Raw genomic sequence first — 18849 nt, forward strand, 5'->3', positions numbered from 1 at the left:
AGAACATCGCTATTGTTCACGCATGGGTGACGCGGACGTGGCGACGGGACAAGGTACTTCAGGCGCGCACGACGAGGACCCGGACGCGCTGCTGGCGTCGGTCGCCGGACCGATGATCCAGATCCTCGGGCTCTTCCTCACCGTCGGGGCGTTCCTCGCCTGGCGCGGTGGGACGGACGTCGAGCTGCCGACCGTCGCGCTCGTCCTCGCGGGAGTCGTCGTCGTCGTGGGTGCTGCGTTCGCGTGGCGCGGCGACGCGCTCCTGGGCTTCGTCGTGAGCGGTCGTCTGGTCGTCGTGACGTCGGTGTTCGTGGTCCTGACCGCACTGGTGCTCGCCGCGGTCGTGCTCTTGCCAGCGGTGCACCTGACGTTGAGCACCGTTCCCGTCGCGATCGTCGGTGTCGTGTCGCTCGTCGGTCCGATGGTCGAGGCGGGCCAGCACCGTCGCTCGACCCGAGGGCGTGCGCGCGCCGGAGCTCGCGCGCCCGCTCCCGACCGGCTGTTCAACGTCGTCCTGGGTTTTCTCGTGTGGCAGATCCCTCTCGCGGCCGTACTGCTCGTCGGTGGGCTGTGGCTGGCTGACGTCACGGGCTGAGCGGGGCGACGGAGCCTTCGCTGTCTAGCTGATCGGCCATCGCGGTGAGGAAGTCGACGACAGCCTTCCTCGACTCGACAGGGACTGCCTCCGCGATCTCCCGCATCCGTGCGTGCATCCGGGCGAGCCGGGCGTGGATCTCGTCGTGCGCATGTGCTGTGCACGTGAGGACGAGGGCGCGCCGGTCGGTGGGGTGGGGGTGGCGCTCGAGGTGCCCGGACGCGGTGAGCCGGTCGAGCAGCTTCGTCGTCGAGGCGCTCGAGATCCCGAGGTACTGACTGAGCGCGCGAGGTGTCGCCAGCGCCGCCTGGCCCTCGGCGGCGATGACGAACTGGAGCGCCTGCAGGTCGCTGACGTTCATGTCCATGTCCATGCTCATGCGACGGCGCATCTCTTGGTCTGTGCGCCGAAATCGCCTGAGCGCGTGCAGGATCGCGACAAGAGACTCACTGTTGTCATACCAATAGTTCGGCATCGCTGGTTCAGTGTTAGGTTCCACAGCAACATGCTACCTTGTCTAGCAACTAGACAGGCTAGGTAAATCGGCAGGGCTGACCGACGGCCCGGCATCGGAGGTACACCGTGACGACGCACGTGACAGAGCAGGAGGACCATGTTGTCCTTCTCGACCCTCAGGGCGAACGCATCGGTACCGCTGCGCGCGCCACGGTCCACGACCTGGAGACGCCGCTCCACCTGGCCTTCTCCTGCTACGTCCTGCGGCCAGACGGACGTGTCCTGCTCACGCGCCGTGCGCTGTCGAAGCGCACCTGGCCCGGCGTCTGGACCAACTCCTTCTGCGGGCACCCGCGTCAGCACGAGACGATGGACGAGGCTGTCCTGCGGCACGCGGGCCACGAGCTCGGGTTCTCCGTCGGCGACCTCCACCTCGTCCTCCCGGACTTCCGTTACCGCGCGGTCGACGCCTCAGGCGTGGTCGAGAACGAGATCTGCCCCGTGTACTTCGCCACGACCACCGAGACCCCGTCGCCCAACCCCGACGAGGTGATGGACGTGCAGTGGGTCGAGATGGAAGACCTCGGCCGCGCCGTCGGCGCGACGCCGTGGGCGTTCAGCGAGTGGATGGTCCTCCAGCTCAACCAGCTCGCGCAGATCGAGCTGCCGCTGCCCGACCTCAGAGACGAGGCCGTGGCATGAGCGCCCCGACGACGACCGGGACCGCCCGGTCTCGACGACCAGGCAGGAGCGCGACCCCGGCCTACGCGTTCGACGCGATGACGGTGGACTCAGCCCTCGACGCCTTCTTCGACCAGGGGATCGCACGCTCCGAGGCCTACGGACCGGACTATGAAGCGCTGTGGCTGAGCCTGAGAGACGCGACCCGAGGTGGGAAGAGGTTCCGGCCGGCCCTCGTCATCGGGATGTACGAGCTGCTCGGCGGGCTCGACCACGAGCTCGTCTGCACGGTCGCCGCGGCGATCGAGCTGCTCCACTCGGCGTTCGTCATCCACGACGACGTCATCGACCACGACGACGTGCGCCGTGGCCGGCCGAACGTCTCGGGAACGTTCGCAGGACGCGCCAGAGCGACAGGGGCGGACGCGGACCGCGCCCGCAACGTCGGTCATGCCGCAGGGATCCTCGCTGGAGACCTGGCTCTCACCGGTGCAGCGCGGATGATCTCGCTGTCGACCGCGGCACCGGACGTGAAGGTCGCGCTGCTGGACCTCCTCGACCACGCGATCTTCGCGACCGCGGCGGGCGAGCTCTCTGACGTGCAGCTCAGCGCCGGGCCCGGGCACGTCGATCTCTCGGAGATCCTCGCGATGGAGGCGCACAAGACTGCCGTGTACTCCTTCGAGCTGCCGCTCCAGGCCGGCGCTATCCTTGCTGGCGCCGATCCTCGTACGATCGAGTGGTTGAGCCACTTCGGCCGACAGGTCGGCATCGCCTTCCAGCTGCTCGACGACATCCAGGGGGTCTTCGGTGACGCGCGCGTGACAGGGAAGAGCGTCCTGACCGATCTCCGAGAGGGCAAGATGACGCCGATCATCGCGCACGCCCGTTCCACGACAGCGTGGGAGACCATCCGTCCCGTGCTCGGGGACCCGGACGTCACGGAAGAGCAGGCTGTCGGTGTCCGCAGGGCGCTCGAGCTCTCCGGGACCCGCATGTCCATCGAGAAGCTCGCGGACGAGTACCTCGAGTCGGCGTTCGGGCTGGTGAACCAGCTCCGCCTCCCGCCGACCTTCCCCGGATGGTTCACGTCGATCACCCACACCTTCATCAGGGAGCACCATGAACCCGTCTGACGAGACCTACGACGCCGTCGCCCAAGCGAGCGCCGCGGCCGTCATCCGCGGATACTCCACCTCGTTCGGCTGGGCGTGCAGGCTCCTGAAGGCAACCGTGCGTGCCGACGTGCGCAACATCTATGCGCTCGTCCGGCTCGCTGACGAGATCGTCGACGGGCCCCACGGAGCCAGCGATCCCCAGCAGGCGGTGCTCCGCCTCGACGCTCTCGAAGCATCGACCGCCGAGACGCTCGAGTCCGGATACAGCACGAACCTCGTCGTCCATGCGTTCGGGCTGACAGCGCGCCGGTACGGGATCGGGGCCGACCTCGTGGACCCGTTCTTCCGGTCGATGCGCACCGACGTCGACGTCCGTGAGCACACGCCGGAGTCGCTCGCCGACTACATCTACGGCTCCGCAGAGGTCGTCGGGCTCATGTGCTTGCGCGTGTTTCTCGGCGCCGCCGGACGGGACGACTGGGACGCGATGGCCCCCGGTGCGAGCCGCCTCGGGGCGGCGTTCCAGAAGATCAACTTCCTGCGCGACCTCGCGGCAGACCACGACGAGCTCGGCCGGGTCTACTTCCCGGGCCTGGACGTCGAGCACTTCACCGACGAGCACAAGGACGCGCTGCTCGACGACATCCGCGCCGACCTCGACGCCGCCGACGCTGCGATCGTCCGGCTCCCGGCGAACAGCCGGACCGCCGTCGCGGCGGCGCACGGTCTCTTCTCCGAGCTGACGACCCGCATCGCCGCCACCCCGGCGCGCGACCTGCTCCGCACCCGTGTCAGGGTGCCGGGCCCGACCAAGGCACGCGTCCTCGCTGCTGCTCTCGCACGGTCCTCAGGCAGGAGCCGTGGTGACGGAGCCAGACCGGCCGGTTCCGGGGCCGTGCACCGCACCCGTGCGGCCGGCAGCGACCGCACGCTCGCCCCGGCACGCTCCGACGAGACGAGCCGGTCATGAAGCGGGCCATCGTCGTCGGGGGAGGGATCGCAGGGCTCGCCACTGCGGCGCTCCTCGCACGCGACGGCTACAGCGTCGAGCTGCTCGAGCAGAACGACGAGCTCGGGGGACGCACCGGGTCGTGGGAGTCCGGCGGTTTTCGGTTCGACACCGGACCGTCGTGGTACCTCATGCCCGAGGTGTTCGACCACTTCTTCCGGCTGCTCGGGACCACAGCCGAGGCTGAGCTCGACCTCACCGTGCTCGACCCGGGCTACCGCGTGTTCTTCGAGGGAGCCGACGAGCCTGTCGAGATCACGGCCGACGTCGAGGAGACCGTCGCGACGTTCGAGCGGATCGAGCCGGGAGCAGGCGAACGCCTGCGTGCCTATCTCGCGTCGGCGCGCGAGACCTACGACATCGCCCTCAAGCGGTTCCTCTACACGAGCTTCCAGTCGAAGGCCACGCTCGTGCGCGCGGACGTCGTGCGCCACGCAGGACGTCTCGTCTCGCTCCTCGTCCGCCCGCTCGACCGGTTCGTCGCCGGGTACTTCCGCGACAACCGGCTGCGGCAGATCCTCGGCTACCCCGCCGTGTTCCTCGGGTCGTCACCCGACCGCGCGCCGAGCATGTACCACCTCATGAGCCACCTCGACCTGGCGGACGGGGTGCTCTATCCGCAGGGCGGGTTCGTGACGATCATCCAGGCGATCGCCCGGCTCGCTCGCGCCGAAGGTGTCCAGATCCGCACAGGGACGACCGTCACGTCGATCCGCACGGCGGGCGGCAGCGGCAGGCGTCGCCTCAACCGCACCCGGGTCGCTGGAGTCACCTACCGTGCCGCAGACGGGTCGGTGCACACGCTGGACGCCGACGTCGTGATCGCCGCCGGCGACCTGCACCACGCAGAGACGACTCTCCTGCCGCGCCCGCTGCAGACCTACCCCCAAGAATGGTGGGACAAGCGCCAGTCTGGCCCCGGCGCCGTGCTCGTCTACCTCGGCGTCGAGGGACAGCTCCCGGAGCTCGCGCACCACTCGTTGTTCTTCACCGACGACTGGGCCAGCAACTTCGACGCGATCTTCGGCCCCGGTGCGACCGTCCCGGACCCGGCGTCGATCTATGTCTGCAAACCGTCGGCAACCGATCCCGGAGTCGCGCCCGCGGGCTCGGAGAACCTCTTCATCCTCGTGCCCGTACCACCCGATCCCGGCATCGGTCGAGGCGGGATCGACGGGGACGGCGACCCGATCGTCGAGAAGGCTGCCGACGCAGCGATCGACCAGCTCGCCGCCTGGGCACAGGTTCCTGACCTGCGTGACCGGATCGTCGTGCGGCGGACCGTGGGGCCGGCCGACTTCGTCGACTCCTACTCCTCGTGGTCGGGCGGTGCGCTCGGCCCGGCGCACACCTGGAAGCAGAGCGCGTTCCTGCGGGGGACCAACGCATCGAAGAAGGTCGACGGCCTCCTCTATGCCGGCGGCACGACCATCCCCGGCATCGGCCTGCCCATGTGCCTCATCAGTGCGGAGATCGCGCTCAAGCGCCTGCGCTCCGACCGCAGCACGACACCCATGCCTGAGCCGCTGTGACCGGTTGGGAATATCTCGGCGCAGTCGTCGTCTCTCTCGGGGCGATGCTCCTCGTCGATCACCGGTGGAGGCTCTTCCTCTGGGACCGCCCTCGACGAGCGGCGGTCGTGCTCGCGTGCGGCATCCTGCTGTTCCTGCTCTGGGACGTCGCCGGGATCACGACCGGGATCTTCGAGCGGGGCGACAGCCCCGCCATGTCCGGCATCGAGGTGGCGCCTGACCTCCCGCTCGAGGAGCTCTTCTTCGTGACGTTCCTGTGCTACCTGACCATGGTCGTCCACGGCCTCGTCGCGCGGTTCGTCCTGCCCGACCGAGGAGTGTCGTGACCTACCTCCAGCTCAACGGGATCTTCCTCGTGGCCGTCCTCGCCCTGACGCTCCTCGCGCTGCGGGGCACGCGGTCGGCCGGCGCTGGGCGCGGGCGGTGGTGGGCCCGGTCTCTCGTCGTCTTTCTCGTCCTGGCGGTGTTCACCGTAGTGTTCGACAGCATCATGATCTGGGCCGACCTCTTCCGGTTCGACGACGAGCACATGTCCGGTCTGCGGATCGGTCTGGCTCCCGTCGAGGATCTTGCCTGGCCGCTCGCCGCCGCGCTCCTCTTGCCAGCGCTGTGGACCTGGCCCGGACGCAACGACACCCCATCGGGCACGACGACATCGGGCACGACGACACCGGAGGACCCAGCATGACCGCACCGCCGAGCACCGGGCACCAGACCTCTGTCCTGGCATCGGTCGTCGGGTCGTCCCGACCGATCTCCTGGATCAACACCGCGTACCCGTTCGCTGCCGCCTATCTCATGAGCGGCGGCGGGGTGACCGCGACGTTCGTCGTGGGCACGATCTACTTCCTCGTCCCGTACAACCTCCTCATGTACGGGATCAACGACGTCTTCGACTACGAGTCCGACATGCGCAACCCCCGCAAGGGCGGGGTGGAGGGCATCGTGCTCGACCGGGGGCTGCACCGGGTGACGCTCTGGTCCGCGGTGCTGTCGAACCTGCCGTTCCTCGCTGTCCTCGTCTGGCTCGCGCTCGCCTGGCCGACGTGGGCAGGGGGCGCGGAGATCAGCCCCGCGGCCTGCCTCGTCACGCTCGCCGTGAGCATCTTTGCCGTCGTCGCGTACTCGGCACCGGGCCTGCGCTTCAAGGAACGACCGGTGCTCGACTCGCTCACGTCGAGCACCCACTTCGTCAGCCCCGCCGTCGTCGGTCTCGTGTACGCGGGCTCGTCGTTCTCCGCTCCCGTCCTGTTCACGCTCGCCGCCTTCTTCCTGTGGGGAGTCGCGTCCCAAGCGTTCGGTGCGGTCCAGGACATCGAGGCCGACCGTGAGGCCGGCATCGGATCAATCAGCACCGTCTTCGGTGCCTCACGGACCGTGCTCTTCGCGATGGGCGCCTACGCCCTCTCGGCGCTGCTCCTCGTCGGAGCAGGCTGGCCCGGCGTGCTCGCCGCTGTCGTGCCGGTGCTCTACCTCGCGAACATCGCTCCCTACCGTCGCCTGGCCGATGCCGACTGCGAGCAGGCGAACGCCGGATGGCGCCGGTTCCTGTGGCTGAACATCGTCTCGGGCTTCCTCGTGACGCAGCTCCTCATCTGGATTGCGCTCAGGTAGCAGGACCGTGCCCACCACTACCACGGCTCTCCTCGTCCTCGACCTCACAGGGACGATGGCCTTCGCACTCAACGGTGCGATGACTGCTGTCCGCACGGCCCGCCTGGACGTCTTCGGCATCATCACCCTCGGGATGATGACCGCGCTCGGCGGTGGTTTCCTGCGAGACATCCTTCTCGACGACCTGCCTCCAGCCACGTTCCTCGACTGGCGCTACCTCGCCGTCGCGGCGTCGGGCGGGATCATCGCCTTCTTCCTCGGGCAGCGGCTCGACAGGCTCGCGACGCCCATCAACGTCCTCGACGCCGCGGGCCTCGGGCTGTTCGCGGTGACCGGGACGCTCAAGGGCCTCGAGTGGGGCCTCGGCGTGGTGCAGGCGATCATCCTCGGCGTGGTGACCGCCGTCGGCGGCGGGACGCTGCGAGACGTCGTCCTGCGGCAGGTCCCTGCGGTCCTGCACTCCGGTCTCTACGCGATCCCGGCGCTCGTCGCTGCCGCCCTCACCGCGCTCGTGGTCGCCGGAGACCTGCACCTCGTCCCGTGGACCATCGTCGCGGCGGCAGTGTGCTTCGTCATCCGCATGGTCGGCGTGCGCTACGACCTCCATGCCCCCCGCCCGCGAGGAGCCCGCGAGCAGGAGTGAGCGCGGTCGGTCGCCGCGTCACCCCCGAGTGTGTGGTGAGATGTCCGTCGACCGCCGAGGAGAGGGACCCGATGGCAAAGCTGTACTTCCGGTACGGGTCGATGAACAGCGGCAAGAGCACGGCTCTGCTGCAGGCCGCGTACAACTACGAAGAACGAGGCCACCAGGTCCTCCTCGCGAAGCCCGGCGTCGATACGAAGGCGGGCCGGGCGATCCGGTCACGGCTCGGTTTCGACCGCGACGTCGACGTCATGCTCGCCGAGGGCGAGGACGCCTACGCCTGCTTCCAGGAGCACCGCGACCACGTCCGGACCGCCACAGACCGTGACGTCAGCTGCCTGCTCGTCGACGAGTCGCAGTTCCTCTCCGCAGGTCAGGTGAACGACCTCCTGCGTATCGCCACGCTCGATGCGATCCCGGTCATCTGCTACGGGATCCGCACCGACTTCCAGACAGCAGCGTTCCCGGGCAGCCGGCGGCTCCTCGAGATCGCGCACAGCCTCGAAGAGCTCAAGACGATCTGTCGCTGCGGACGCAAGGCGATCTTCAACGCTCGTTCCGTCGACGGCGTGTTCACCTTCGACGGTGAGCAGGTCGCCATCGACGGTGTCGAGGTCGCGTACGAGTCGCTCTGCGCCGCGTGCTACCTCCGGGAGAGCGGCGGCCACCTCACCCGCTGACAGCGCTCGCAGCGTCGCCTCGTGCCAGGTCCAGCGCGTGACGCACGGCAGCCCGGGGCGACGCGAGGACCGGCACCCCGAGCCCGGCGAGACGGTCCGCGGCCGCGGCCATCGAGGCTTGTGCGAGGACGACGACGTCCGCGCGGGCGCGCTGCCCTTCACCGGGCGGGGCGACGGCAGTGCGGACGGCGTCGGCGACCGACTCCACGAACGCCTCCGGATGCCCTGCCTCGAACAGCGGCCATGCGCTGTCGCAGCGCAGGACCGCGAGATCCACCGCCCGGCCTGCCGTCGTGGCGCACTCGACGAGGAGATCTGTCGTCGACCCGAGCGTCGAGCCGAGCGCGATGACGACCAGCACGCGCACCGGCTCGCCCAGCCGGTCTGGTGGCGTCCTGACGGCACGGTCTGCCATCGGACGGTCCACGCGGAGCACCGGGACGGGCCCGTCACGTCCGATGCGCTCCGCGAGCGGCCCAAGGGTCGAGCACGTGCACACGACCACGCTGGCCCCAGCGCTAGCGAGGTCGGCCACCGCGGTGCGGAGGTCTCGTGCGAGCGAGTCGGCCGGCTCCCCGGCGCGAGCACGCTCGAGGAGCCCTGCGTCCACCCGCACGACGGCACCGGCCTCCGGGGCGAGGTCGGCGAGCAGAGAGTCGAACACCGGGACGTGGACGGGCGAGGTGTGGAGGAAGCCGATCGCAGCGGGGTAGGCCCTTGGTCCCTCGCGCTGGTGGTGGGTCATGGCGGATCCTGGCAGGGGACTCGAAGAAGAGGGGGACGTCATGCGGATCAGCATCGCAGTCGCGAGCAAGCACGGGTCGACAGCAGAGATCGCTGCCGCTGTCGGAGAGGAGCTCGCCGCGTCCGGGCACGATGTGTCGGTGCACGACATGGCGACGGCGAGCGTCCTCGAGCTCGACGAGTCCGGGGCGATCATCCTCGGCAGCGCCATCTACTACGGGCACTGGCTCCTGCCTGCTGAGGTGTTCACGGAGGATCTCAGCCTCCGGCTCGACGGTCGTCCCGTGTGGATGTTCTCGAGCGGCCCGATCGGTGCTCCCGCGCAGCCTGACCCGACGACGGTCGACGTCGAGGACCAGCTCGTCCTCACCCAGCCTCGTGAGCACAAGGTGTTCGCGGGGCGTCTCGAGCGGGCACGGCTGCACCGCGGCGAGCGTGCAGTCGCCACGGCGCTGCGTTCACCCGAGGGCGACTTCCGTGACTGGGAGGAGATCCGCGGGTGGGCCCGCGGGATCGCGCGGGCCCTCGACGATGTCCACAGCGCTACTGCGTGACGGACGCCGCACAGCCGTCACCAGCGAGCGTGCACGTGCTCGCGGATGCTCGAGTCGTAGATCTCTGTGAACCGGGCGCTCTGCTCCGCCGTCAGCGGGTCGAGCGACGCAGCACCAGCGTTGCTCCGTGCCTGCTCTGGGTTGCGCGCTCCGGGGATGACGGTCGTGATCCCCGGCTGGTCCAAGATCCAGCGCAGAGCGAGCTGCGACGTCGTGGCGCCGGAGCCCTCGGGCAGGAGGGCCGCGATCTCGCGGGCTGCAGCGACGCCGATCTCGAACGGCACGCCAGCGAAGGTCTCCCCGACGTCGAACGCCTCGCCGGAGCGGTTGAAGGTGCGGTGGTCGTTCGCTGCGAAGGTGGTGCTCTCGTCGTACTTCCCCGAGAGCAGGCCACTGGCCAGCGGCACGCGCGCGATGATCGCGACACCAGCCTCGATCGCTGCCGGCAGGACCTCCTCGAGCGGCTTGCGCCGGAAGGCGTTGACGACGATCTGGACGCTCGCGACCGAGGGACGGGCGATCGCCGTGAGGGCCTCGGCGCACGTCTCGACCGAGACTCCGTACGCGCCGACGCGTCCCTCCTCGACGAGAACGTCCAGGGCGTCGTAGGTGGCGTCGGCCGAGAAGACGGGCGTCGGAGGGCAGTGGAGCTGGACGAGGTCGAGAGTGTCGACACCGAGGTTCTCCCGGCTGCGGTCCGTCCACCCGCGGAAGGCGTCGAGCGTGAACGCCTCGGGCACGTGCGGGTCCGCACGACGGCCCATCTTCGTCGCGACCGTGATTCCTGCGCGGCCACGTCCGGCGAGGAAGGATCCGATGAACTTCTCGCTGCGGCCGTCGCCGTAGACGTCGGCCGTGTCGAGGAACGTGACGCCTGCGTCGAGCGCGGCGGCGAGGACGGCGTGCGCCGACTCGTCGCTGACGTCACCCCAGTCCGCACCGAGCTGCCAGCAACCGAGACCGACAGCACTGAGGTCATGAGCAAGACGAGAAGAGGTACGGATGTCCATGTCCCCACCCTAGAGCGCGCTGGGGCGGCCTGCCGTCCGGTGACACTGCCGGACGCCCCAAGTATGCTGTTTGCGGCACCGATGCTGCAGGAGAGAATCAGCCGACCGGTGAAGCGGCTCCACAGGTCGGCAGCCATTCTTGTGGTGCACCAACAACTCAATATCGGTGGCCGGATATAGTTTCACATCAACTCGCGGCACGGCCTGAAGTCGTGCTGCGTTTCGTTCTACAGCTATGTTTTTTGAAAGGATTGCTCGATGTCGCAACAAGACCGGGTCGCCTCTACCTCGGCGGATGCTCGACAGCTGCTGTTCATCGGCAGCGACTTTGATCGTCTGAAGGATGAGCGCTACACCGTCCGGCGAGCGCAGTTCGTCCGTCTTCTCGAAGAGTGCGAGCGTGGGCGGGCGACCAGGTTTGCTGCCGAGCCTCCGAACGAGAGCACCACCTGGGCCGGGATCGGCTCGATGAACCGCGCGCTGCTCTATCGGCTGACAGACGACCCCAACGATCTGAAGGAAGCCGAACGGTGGATCGACGGCGCGATCACCTGGAAAGACTGGGGCAACGCCCATCTTGTGAACGTCGACCTCTCGGCTGCATGGATCTTGTGGGGGCTGTCCCTCGCCTATGACTGGCTGAAGGACGACATGGACCCCGAGCTGCGGGTGCGTCTGCGCGAGAAGCTGGTCCGCCACAGCCGGATCATGCACGACTACATCTGCGAGAACCGCGCCAGCTCGTGGGTGCCGAAATACTGGCAGAACCACAACTGGATCGACTACAACGGTCTCGCGTCAGCCGGCTACGCCCTGCTCGACGAGCTGCCAGAGGCCCAGGTCTGGATCGACGACGCACGCGAAGACTTCGAGCTGGTCTTCAAGGGCATGCCGGAGGACGGCTCGAACTACGAGGGCGCCGTGTACTGGCGCTATGGCGTGCCGTGGCTGCTGTGCTACGCCCACATGCTCCGCGAGCGTGAAGGCGTCGACTACTACGCCACCAGCGGGTTCCTCAAGAACACGTTCTGGTACCGCCTCTATCAGAGCACGCCCAACCTCGAAGAAGCCTTCAACTTCGGGGACGCGCACGACACGCGCAGCTCGACGTCAGCGATGATGTACATGAAGCTCGCGTCCGAGTACAAGCTCGGCGAAGCGCAGTACATGGCCAACTTCGCTCTCAGCAACCTCTATCGCGAGCAGAGCCAGTCCGCGCTCAAGCCCGGCATCCTGCCGGAGGCGGGGCTCGAATACCTCTGGTTCGACGCGACCGTCACGCCGACCGAGGACCTGAGCCACCTGCCGCTCTCTCACTTCTTCCCCGACCTCGGGCTGCTCGCGGTCCGTGACTCCTGGGCCAAGGACGCAGTGATGATCTCGGTGAAGTGCGGCTTCCCAGGAGGTCGTCGGCAGTGGGAGCAGTCGTGGGAGTACCACAAGAAGACCGGAATCGACTATCGCTCGCTCTCGCACCAGCACGCAGACAACGGCGCCATCCTGCTCAACGCGTACGGGTCCTATCTGATCTGTGACGACGGCTACAACCGGACGATCCACGCCAACGAGCACTCGGTCGTCACCGTGGGCGGTCGGGGCTATCGCAACGAAGGCGAGAACGACATCTTCGCCGGAGTCGGCGAGGACGACGTCGCCGTGCTCAACGAGTACTTCGTCGACGGCGGCTTCTTCGTGTTCGACGGGGACACGGCACGGTGCTACGAGGACGATCTTGCGATCACCCGCTGCCAGCGGATCATCGGCAGCAACAACAACTCGTACTTCATCGTGTTCGACCGTCTCGCCGCCAAGGAGGCGCACCGGTACGAGTGGAACATGCAGGCGGCGACCGCACCTGCCATCGAGGGCACGAAGGTCACGTACCTCAACGGTCTCGCGGGGATGGACCTGTGGTCGCTCGCGCCGCAGGACCAGGAGATCAGCACGAAGACCACCACGGTGCGTGCCATCTACACGACGCAGGAGCCTGACACGTTCCACGAGGCCGTGATGAACACCCTCGTCATCGAGAACACCGAGCCGGCCACCGAGGTGAGCTACCTCACCGCGATCGCGCCCTTCCGACGTGAAGAGGGCGGCAGCGACTGGACGTTCGAGACGCTGGCGTGCGAGGCAGGCGTGGGCGTCGTCGCCACGCGCGGCAGCGAGTCTGAGATCTGGTTGTTCAACACCGGCGACGGCATCGCGAGCGGAGCCGTCACGAGCGATGCAGCCTGGTGCTACTGCGAGGGCGACACCGCTGCGCCGCAGAACCTGCGCTCCGGCACCGTCTGAGCCGACCGGTGGCGGTGCAGGGGCGTCCCTCGTGACGAGGGACGCCCCTGCACCGCTCGGTCGTGAGGTACCGACGAGCAGGAGTGCCTGACGTCAGGGGGCGAGGCTCAGACGGTGTGCTGGAAGTCCGCGTCGTCGGACTCGAGCTGGGCGAGCTCGCTCTCGGAGTCCCAGTCGGCCAGGTCGAGGCTCGGGAGCATGACGCCGAGCCCGTGGCGCCAGCCGGGGAACTGCTCTGGGAAGCACCGCTCGAGGAGGTCGATCATCGCGGGGACGGCCGTCGAGGCGCCCGGTGACGCACCGAGGAGGCCGGCGATCGACCCGTCGGCCGAGGTGACGAGCTCGGTCCCGAACTCGAGCACTCCCGAGAGCTTGCCGGGCTTGTTCTTCATCACCTGGACACGCTGGCCCGCCGTGATGAACTCCCAGTCCTTGGGGTCGGCGGTCGGCATGAAGTCACGCAGCGAGCGGAACTTCGACCATCGGGTCTTCGTCACCTCGCGGACGAGGTATGCGGTGAGGTCCCAGTTGTCCTTGGCGACCGTGAGCATCGTGAGGATGTTCGACGGACGGATGGACCGGAAGAGGTCGAGCACCGACCCGCTCTTGAGAAACTTCGTGCTGAAGCCCGCGTACGGACCGAAGAGCAGAGACGTCTCGCCGTCGACGACGCGCGTGTCCAGGTGCGGCACAGACATGGGCGGTGAGCCGACGTCGGCCTTGCCGTAGACCTTCGCCTGGTGCTGGGCGACGATCTCTGGGTTCGTGGTGCGCAGGAAGACACCGCTGATCGGGAAGCCGCCGTAGCCCTTGATCTCCGGGATACCAGCCTTCTGCAGCAGCGGGAGAGCCCCACCACCGGCACCGATGAAGACGAACCGGGCGTCGACCTCGCTGCGGACCACCGGAGCGTTCCAGCTGCGGTCGGCGACCTTGACGCGCCACGTACCGTCCTTGCGCTGGTCGAGGGCCGTGATCTCGTGCTCGAGGTGAAGCTCGACGCCCGTCGAGACGAGGTAGTCGGTGAGCTGGCGGGTGAGAGCACCGAAGTCGACGTCTGTGCCGTCGGTGGCGCGCGTCGCGGCGATCGGCTCGCTCGCGTCACGGTCGGCGAGCAGCAGAGGTGCCCACGCGCCGATGACCGCCGGGTCGTCTGAGAACTCGAGGTTGTTGAACAGCGGGTGCGTGATGAGCGCGGCGTGACGCTTGCGCAGGTACTCGACGTTCTCAGCCCCGCGGACGAACGTCATGTGCGGAGTGGAGCTGATGAAGCCCTCAGGCTGGGGGAGCAAGCGAGCCGAGGTGAGGTGCTGCCAGAACTCGCGGGAGATCTGGAACTGCTCGTTGATCGTCACCGCCTTGGTGATGTCGACGGAGCCGTCGGGACGCACCGGCGTGTAGTTGAGCTCGCACAGAGCCGCGTGCCCGGTGCCCGCGTTGTTCCACGGGTTGGAGCTCTCCAGCGCCACGGCACCGAGACGTTCATAGAGCCGGATCGACCAGGTGGGCTCGAGCAGACGGAGGATGGATCCGAGCGTTGCGCTCATGATCCCGCCTCCGACGAGGACGACGTCGACGGGCTGGCTGAGGGGGGCTTCGCGGTCTGGCACGCTTCCGATGCTAAGACTATTCATCCCTCGACCTACCCCGGAGTGACTAATATCACGAGCCGCTCCGGGGCGGGAGGACCGAAGGTCCTAGGACGTGAAGACGGTGTGCAGCACGGCAGCCTCGCTCGCGATCGTCTCGGCGTCGACGAGGTCGCTCGCCTGGTCAGTGAGCATGTCCGTCCAGGTCGTGAGGATCGCGTCGGCCTCGCCGCTCGTGTAGAGGGACGCCTTGAGATCGGTCAGCGCCTGGTCGTACAGCGCCGCGAAGCCGGCGTCGGCGAGGAAGCGGGTGGACAAGACGTTGTTGCCCTCCATGCCTCCACCCTGGGCCCCGGCGCCGCCCTGACCCGCCATGCCCTCCTGGCCTGTCGCTCCGTCCGGTCGTCCACCGGTCGCTCCCTCTGGGAGCTCTTCACCGGCAGCCGCACCCTCCGGAAGGGCAGCCCCGTCAGGAGGCGTTGCGCCTTCAGGGATCTCAGCTCCGTCGGGCAGCGCACCGCGGTCGCCGCCGACCCCGCCGACCCCACCGACACCTGTCTCACCCGACCCGGCAGTGGCCGGGGTCTGGCCGAACGCCAGGTTGAGGTCCCAGTTGACGACGGTGAAGGCGCCGGTCGTCGTGTCGTAGCGGAGGTAGGAGTTGTTGCCGCGGCCGTCGATGTCGTCGTTGTTCGCGACGAGGTCCTGCACCGCGAGGTAGGTCGCGAAGGCGTCGACGTCCAGGTGGTCCGAGAGCTCCGCGGCGAACGTCTCGTCGTCGGACTCGTTGATGAACTGCAGGAACTCGATCAACGGCTCGAGGTTGTCCTCGCCCGTCTCTTGGTCGAAGACGTCGACGTACGACTCGGCGTCGTCGCCGCGGTAGGTGTAGTCACCTTCCGCCTCAGCCTTGTAGAGGATGCCCTCGGTCTCGAACTCCGCGGCGTCCCACGTCTCGTCGGGAAGCTCGATCGCCAGGCGCAGGGTCTCGGCGCTGCCGTTGATGGAGAACCGTGTCGAGATCGCTTCCTGGCTGGCCAGCCCCGCCTCGTCGAGCAGCTCGAGCGCGACGGCCTCGTTGATCGACGTCTCCATGCTCGACGAGCGCACGACGAAGTTCGTCGACCCGTCGAGGTTCTGGTCGTCGACGTACTTGTCGAGGCGGATGAGCCACGGCAGGTCCTCCGCCTCGCTGTTGGTGGTGCTCAGCGACTTGAGCGAGGAGTTGCCCTTGAGACGCAGCCCGACGTCCGTGAACGTCTCACCGTCGATCGTCACGGTCGCGCTGATCCAGTCCTTCTCTTCGGTGGTGACGTAGGTCTCGAGCATGGCTGCGTACTCGGCCTCGTCCATCTCGACCGAGATCGTGTGGACGGTCGAGGAGTCCCAGACGGTCCCGTCGGAATAGCTCGCCGTACGGACCGAGGAGTCGCCCCACTCGCCGGTCGAGGTGGTCCCGGTCACCGCGGCGCTCGTGGAGTCCGAGGAGCAGGCGGCGAGGGACGCGAAGGCGAGGGACGCACCGAGGACGGCGGCCGTGCCACGAAACCAACGACGCGGGAGCCGGTCGTGTCCGGTGGCGGGCTGCGGCTGCGCGCTCGTGGTGGCGGAAGAGGGACGGAGGCGGGTCATGGTGTTCCTTCGCTGGTAGAGGACGGGCGACCTCCAGGACACCCTGTGCGGCTTGCACGCAGGTGTGGCGACCCTGTGGATGCGCTGTGACCTCGACCGGCTCCGCCCTCCTTCGACATCACGCCAGAGGAGCGGCGGGCCCGCGAACGAGGGCTCTCAGGCGAGACGCGCCGGGAACCCGCCCGTCGCCACCGGTCCCCACCGCTCGATGGTCACGCGAATGATCGTCTTGTCCTGGCGCACCATCGCGGCCCGGTACTCGTCCCAGTCGGGATGCTCTCCGGCGATGACGCGGAAGTACTCCACCAGCGGGTCGAGAGCCTCCGGCATGCCGAGCACCTCGGCGGTCCCGTCCACCTGCACGTAGGGGCCGTCCCAGTCGTCGGACAGGATGCACAGCGACACGCGAGGGTCGCGTCGGGCGTTGAGGGCCTTGGCCCGGTCGGGGTAGGTCGACACGACGATGCGGCCTTCAGCGTCGACGCCGCACGAGACCGGGGACGTCTGGAGGGTTCCGTCACGGCGGAAGGTCGTGAGCACGGCGTGGTGGCGAGAGCGGCAGAACTCGATCGTCTCGTCGCGGGTGGCACGGTGGGCGGTTGCGATGTTTCGGGGCATGGATCGAGGGTGCACCGGGGGACCGGGTGGAGCAACCGTGGCGCACCGTGGCGCCGCAAGAGAACGGGCCGGCCGGGATACGATCAGGCGGCTGGCGGCTCGGTAGAGCCGCGACGACCTAGACAGCCGGAGGCTGAACGAGTGACGACCGGATCGGACGAGCACGAGGGCTCCGTGCAAGCCCACCCCGAGACGGAGCGGGTGTCCTGGTTCGACGCTGTCCGGAGGCACCCTGCCTGGCGCCACCGCTGGCCGCTGCCGCCGCGGTGGGCTCGGTGGACGATGCTCGGCCTGCTCGTCGTCGTCTCCAGCGCGGTCTTCGGTATCACCACCTCGTCGATCGACGCGAGCCTCGGCCCGCACAACGCTCGCTACGAGGTGACCACCAACGCCGTCGTGACGGTCGACCTCGGTCCGCTCGGAACGGTGCAGATCGAGTCACCGGTGCCGCTCGGGATCGGCGTGACCGTCACGATCGAGGAGATCCCCAACGATCTCGTCGCGGTCGACTCATCCGCGACGCTCGAGGCGCTCTCGACAGACGTCGAGGGATATCTCCAGTTCTTCGCAGGGCCGGACGAGACGATCTCGTTCGTCGCCCGTGCGCTCCTCGAGGAGGCCATCCGGCGCACCGTCGCCGCGATCCTCGTGGTCGTCGCGGTCGGGGTGCTCGGCTACCTCGTGCTAGGCAGCGCACGCCGCCGTGAGCTGGGTGCCGCCGCGACGCGCCACACCTGGGGCATGACCGCCGTCGTCGTCGTGGGAGCGATGGTCGGCGGTGTCGTGCAGGTGGACCGTGCCGAGGCGCGGCTCGACGAGGTCGGAGCCCAGGCGTCCGAGGTCTTCGAAGGGACCTCGTTCGCGGGGGCCCGGATCACCGGCCGGCTCTCCGGTGTCATCGACACGTACGGCGGTCAGCTCATGAGCGTGTACCGCGACAACGAAGACTTCTACGCCGAGGCGAACAGCAACCTTGCCGTGGCCTGGCAGGCTCGCGCCGAGCACTCGGCAGCGGACGAGACGCTCCTGCGCCTCAACCTTCCGCAGCAGGGGAGCACGACGGACGAGGACGCCGCCACGGCGGAGCCTGACGAGAGCTCGACGGACGACGCGACGAGCTCTCCGTCAGCAGACGTGCCCTCCGACGAGGATCCAGGCTCGACGACGGACGACGCGACGGACGACGCGACCGACGAGGCGACCGACGACGCGACTGACGAGACGACGCCTCCCGAGGACGACGAGGACATCGTCACGCTGCTCCTGGTCTCCGACCTGCACTGCAACACCGGGATGTCCCCCCTCATCACCTCGCTCGCGACCATGTCCGGGGCTGACGTCGTGCTCAACGGTGGCGACTCGACCATCAACGGGACGTCGGTCGAGCGGTTCTGCATCGAGTCCTTCGCCAGCGCGGTCCCTGACGGTGTGCAGATGGTCCAGTCGGACGGGAACCACGACAGCGCGCTGACCTCTGAGCAGGCACGCGACGCGGGCGTCATCGTGCTCGACGGTGCGGTCGTCGAGGTCGCCGGCGTCCGGATCCTCGGGGACAACGACCCGAACGAGACCCGGATCGGTCAAGGGTCCACCTCGGCCACCGGCGAGAGCTACCTCGAGACGGGCGAGCGGCTGAGCGACGTCGCCTGCAGCGAGCGGAACCCGGTCGACATCCTGCTCATCCACACGCCGTGGGTGGGCGAGGCGGTCCTCGAGTCGGGATGCGTCCCGTTCCAGATGTCGGGACACCTGCACCGTCGCTCCGGTCCCCTGCAGGTGGGGGAGGGGATGCGGTACATCAGCTCGAGCACCGCGGGATCCGTCGAAGGGGAAGCGACCGTCGGACCGCTCAAGGGCGATGCAGAGATGACGGTCTTCCGCTTCGACCTCACCACGCGGACGATGCTCGACTACCAGGTGGTCCAGGTGCGGGCTGACGCCTCCGCCGACGTCGGCGCCCGGGTGAGCGTGGCGCGCCCCGAGCCAGGCCTCTACGCAGACGAGACGGAGGAGACGCCGCAGAGCGACGCGGACCAGGAGGACGAAGGCTGACCTTGCCCGCTGCGACGAACCTGGCAG

At 68.3% G+C, this 18849-nt stretch carries 19 protein-coding genes; 13 read left to right on the plus strand and 6 right to left on the minus strand.

Annotated features, from left to right (window positions below; translation table 11 throughout):
• The first annotated feature begins 22 nt into the window (after nucleotides 1-22).
• Complete coding sequence (locus tag ATL42_RS02955; RefSeq protein WP_098454075.1) at nucleotides 23-595, plus strand: hypothetical protein; 573 nt, start codon at nucleotides 23-25, stop codon at nucleotides 593-595.
• Here ATL42_RS02955 and ATL42_RS02960 read toward each other — a convergent pair.
• Nucleotides 585-956 (minus strand): MarR family winged helix-turn-helix transcriptional regulator, encoded by a 372-nt coding sequence (locus ATL42_RS02960; RefSeq protein WP_245862052.1) that lies wholly within the window; start codon nucleotides 954-956, stop codon nucleotides 585-587. The genes ATL42_RS02955 and ATL42_RS02960 overlap by 11 nt on opposite strands.
• Before the next feature lie 221 nt (nucleotides 957-1177).
• Here ATL42_RS02960 and idi point away from each other — a divergent pair, with 221 nt between their 5' ends.
• The 9 genes from idi (at nucleotide 1178) to ATL42_RS03000 (ending at nucleotide 8328) form a co-directional block, all read left to right on the plus strand.
• The gene (idi, locus tag ATL42_RS02965) at nucleotides 1178-1753 is read left to right on the plus strand and encodes an isopentenyl-diphosphate Delta-isomerase (protein WP_245862054.1); all 576 of its coding nucleotides are present in this window, start codon (nucleotides 1178-1180) and stop codon (nucleotides 1751-1753) included.
• Nucleotides 1750-2868 carry a polyprenyl synthetase family protein gene (locus ATL42_RS02970; protein WP_098454078.1) on the plus strand — a complete coding sequence of 373 codons (1119 nt, stop codon included), beginning with the start codon at nucleotides 1750-1752 and terminating at the stop codon, nucleotides 2866-2868. The genes idi and ATL42_RS02970 overlap by 4 nt, the downstream gene beginning before the upstream one ends.
• Nucleotides 2855-3820: a phytoene/squalene synthase family protein gene (locus ATL42_RS16640; protein ID WP_169925323.1), complete on the plus strand. Its 966-nt coding sequence runs from the start codon at nucleotides 2855-2857 to the stop codon at nucleotides 3818-3820. Before ATL42_RS02970 ends, ATL42_RS16640 begins: the two co-directional genes overlap by 14 nt.
• A complete protein-coding gene (gene crtI / locus ATL42_RS16645) occupies nucleotides 3817-5391 on the plus strand; it encodes a phytoene desaturase family protein (protein WP_169925324.1) in 1575 nt (524 codons plus the stop codon). Before ATL42_RS16640 ends, crtI begins: the two co-directional genes overlap by 4 nt.
• Nucleotides 5388-5717, plus strand: a complete 330-nt coding sequence (locus ATL42_RS02980) for a lycopene cyclase domain-containing protein (protein ID WP_098454079.1) — start codon at nucleotides 5388-5390, stop codon at nucleotides 5715-5717. Before crtI ends, ATL42_RS02980 begins: the two co-directional genes overlap by 4 nt.
• The gene (locus ATL42_RS02985; RefSeq protein ID WP_098454080.1) at nucleotides 5714-6079 is read left to right on the plus strand and encodes a lycopene cyclase domain-containing protein; all 366 of its coding nucleotides are present in this window, start codon (nucleotides 5714-5716) and stop codon (nucleotides 6077-6079) included. Before ATL42_RS02980 ends, ATL42_RS02985 begins: the two co-directional genes overlap by 4 nt.
• Nucleotides 6076-7005 carry a prenyltransferase gene (locus ATL42_RS02990; RefSeq protein WP_098454081.1) on the plus strand — a complete coding sequence of 310 codons (930 nt, stop codon included), beginning with the start codon at nucleotides 6076-6078 and terminating at the stop codon, nucleotides 7003-7005. The genes ATL42_RS02985 and ATL42_RS02990 overlap by 4 nt, the downstream gene beginning before the upstream one ends.
• 7 nt (nucleotides 7006-7012) lie before the next feature.
• Nucleotides 7013-7648, plus strand: a complete 636-nt coding sequence (locus ATL42_RS02995; RefSeq protein WP_098454082.1) for a trimeric intracellular cation channel family protein — start codon at nucleotides 7013-7015, stop codon at nucleotides 7646-7648.
• Nucleotides 7649-7719: 71 nt separating this feature from the next.
• The gene (locus ATL42_RS03000) at nucleotides 7720-8328 is read left to right on the plus strand and encodes a thymidine kinase (protein WP_098454083.1); all 609 of its coding nucleotides are present in this window, start codon (nucleotides 7720-7722) and stop codon (nucleotides 8326-8328) included.
• Here ATL42_RS03000 and ATL42_RS03005 read toward each other — a convergent pair.
• The gene (locus tag ATL42_RS03005; protein ID WP_098454084.1) at nucleotides 8318-9073 is read right to left on the minus strand and encodes an aspartate/glutamate racemase family protein; all 756 of its coding nucleotides are present in this window, start codon (nucleotides 9071-9073) and stop codon (nucleotides 8318-8320) included. The two genes, ATL42_RS03000 and ATL42_RS03005, sit on opposite strands and share 11 nt — an antisense overlap.
• A gap of 40 nt (nucleotides 9074-9113) precedes the next feature.
• Between ATL42_RS03005 and ATL42_RS03010 the strand changes: the two genes are divergently transcribed.
• The gene (locus ATL42_RS03010) at nucleotides 9114-9626 is read left to right on the plus strand and encodes a flavodoxin domain-containing protein (protein ID WP_098454085.1); all 513 of its coding nucleotides are present in this window, start codon (nucleotides 9114-9116) and stop codon (nucleotides 9624-9626) included.
• Nucleotides 9627-9643: 17 nt separating this feature from the next.
• On the opposite strand, the gene ATL42_RS03015 is transcribed toward ATL42_RS03010, so the two are convergent.
• Nucleotides 9644-10636, minus strand: a complete 993-nt coding sequence (locus ATL42_RS03015) for an aldo/keto reductase (RefSeq protein WP_098454086.1) — start codon at nucleotides 10634-10636, stop codon at nucleotides 9644-9646.
• A gap of 258 nt (nucleotides 10637-10894) precedes the next feature.
• Here ATL42_RS03015 and ATL42_RS03020 point away from each other — a divergent pair, with 258 nt between their 5' ends.
• Nucleotides 10895-12931, plus strand: a complete 2037-nt coding sequence (locus ATL42_RS03020) for a DUF4962 domain-containing protein (RefSeq protein WP_098454087.1) — start codon at nucleotides 10895-10897, stop codon at nucleotides 12929-12931.
• A gap of 107 nt (nucleotides 12932-13038) precedes the next feature.
• On the opposite strand, the gene mqo is transcribed toward ATL42_RS03020, so the two are convergent.
• From mqo to ATL42_RS03035, 3 genes are all read right to left on the minus strand, one after another.
• Complete coding sequence (gene mqo, locus ATL42_RS03025; RefSeq protein ID WP_098454088.1) at nucleotides 13039-14565, minus strand: malate dehydrogenase (quinone); 1527 nt, start codon at nucleotides 14563-14565, stop codon at nucleotides 13039-13041.
• A gap of 63 nt (nucleotides 14566-14628) precedes the next feature.
• Complete coding sequence (locus ATL42_RS03030) at nucleotides 14629-16152, minus strand: CotH kinase family protein (protein WP_211281771.1); 1524 nt, start codon at nucleotides 16150-16152, stop codon at nucleotides 14629-14631.
• A gap of 156 nt (nucleotides 16153-16308) precedes the next feature.
• Nucleotides 16309-16770, minus strand: coding sequence for a PPOX class F420-dependent oxidoreductase (locus ATL42_RS03035; protein ID WP_098454089.1), 462 nt, complete (start codon nucleotides 16768-16770; stop codon nucleotides 16309-16311).
• A 141-nt stretch (nucleotides 16771-16911) separates the two neighbouring features.
• On the opposite strand from ATL42_RS03035, the gene ATL42_RS03040 reads away from it, so the two are divergent.
• A complete protein-coding gene (locus ATL42_RS03040) occupies nucleotides 16912-18822 on the plus strand; it encodes a metallophosphoesterase family protein (protein ID WP_098454090.1) in 1911 nt (636 codons plus the stop codon).
• Nucleotides 18823-18849: the final 27 nt, after the last annotated feature.

It is taken from the genome of Sanguibacter antarcticus, from assembly GCF_002564005.1.
Classification (GTDB): domain Bacteria; phylum Actinomycetota; class Actinomycetes; order Actinomycetales; family Cellulomonadaceae; genus Sanguibacter; species Sanguibacter antarcticus.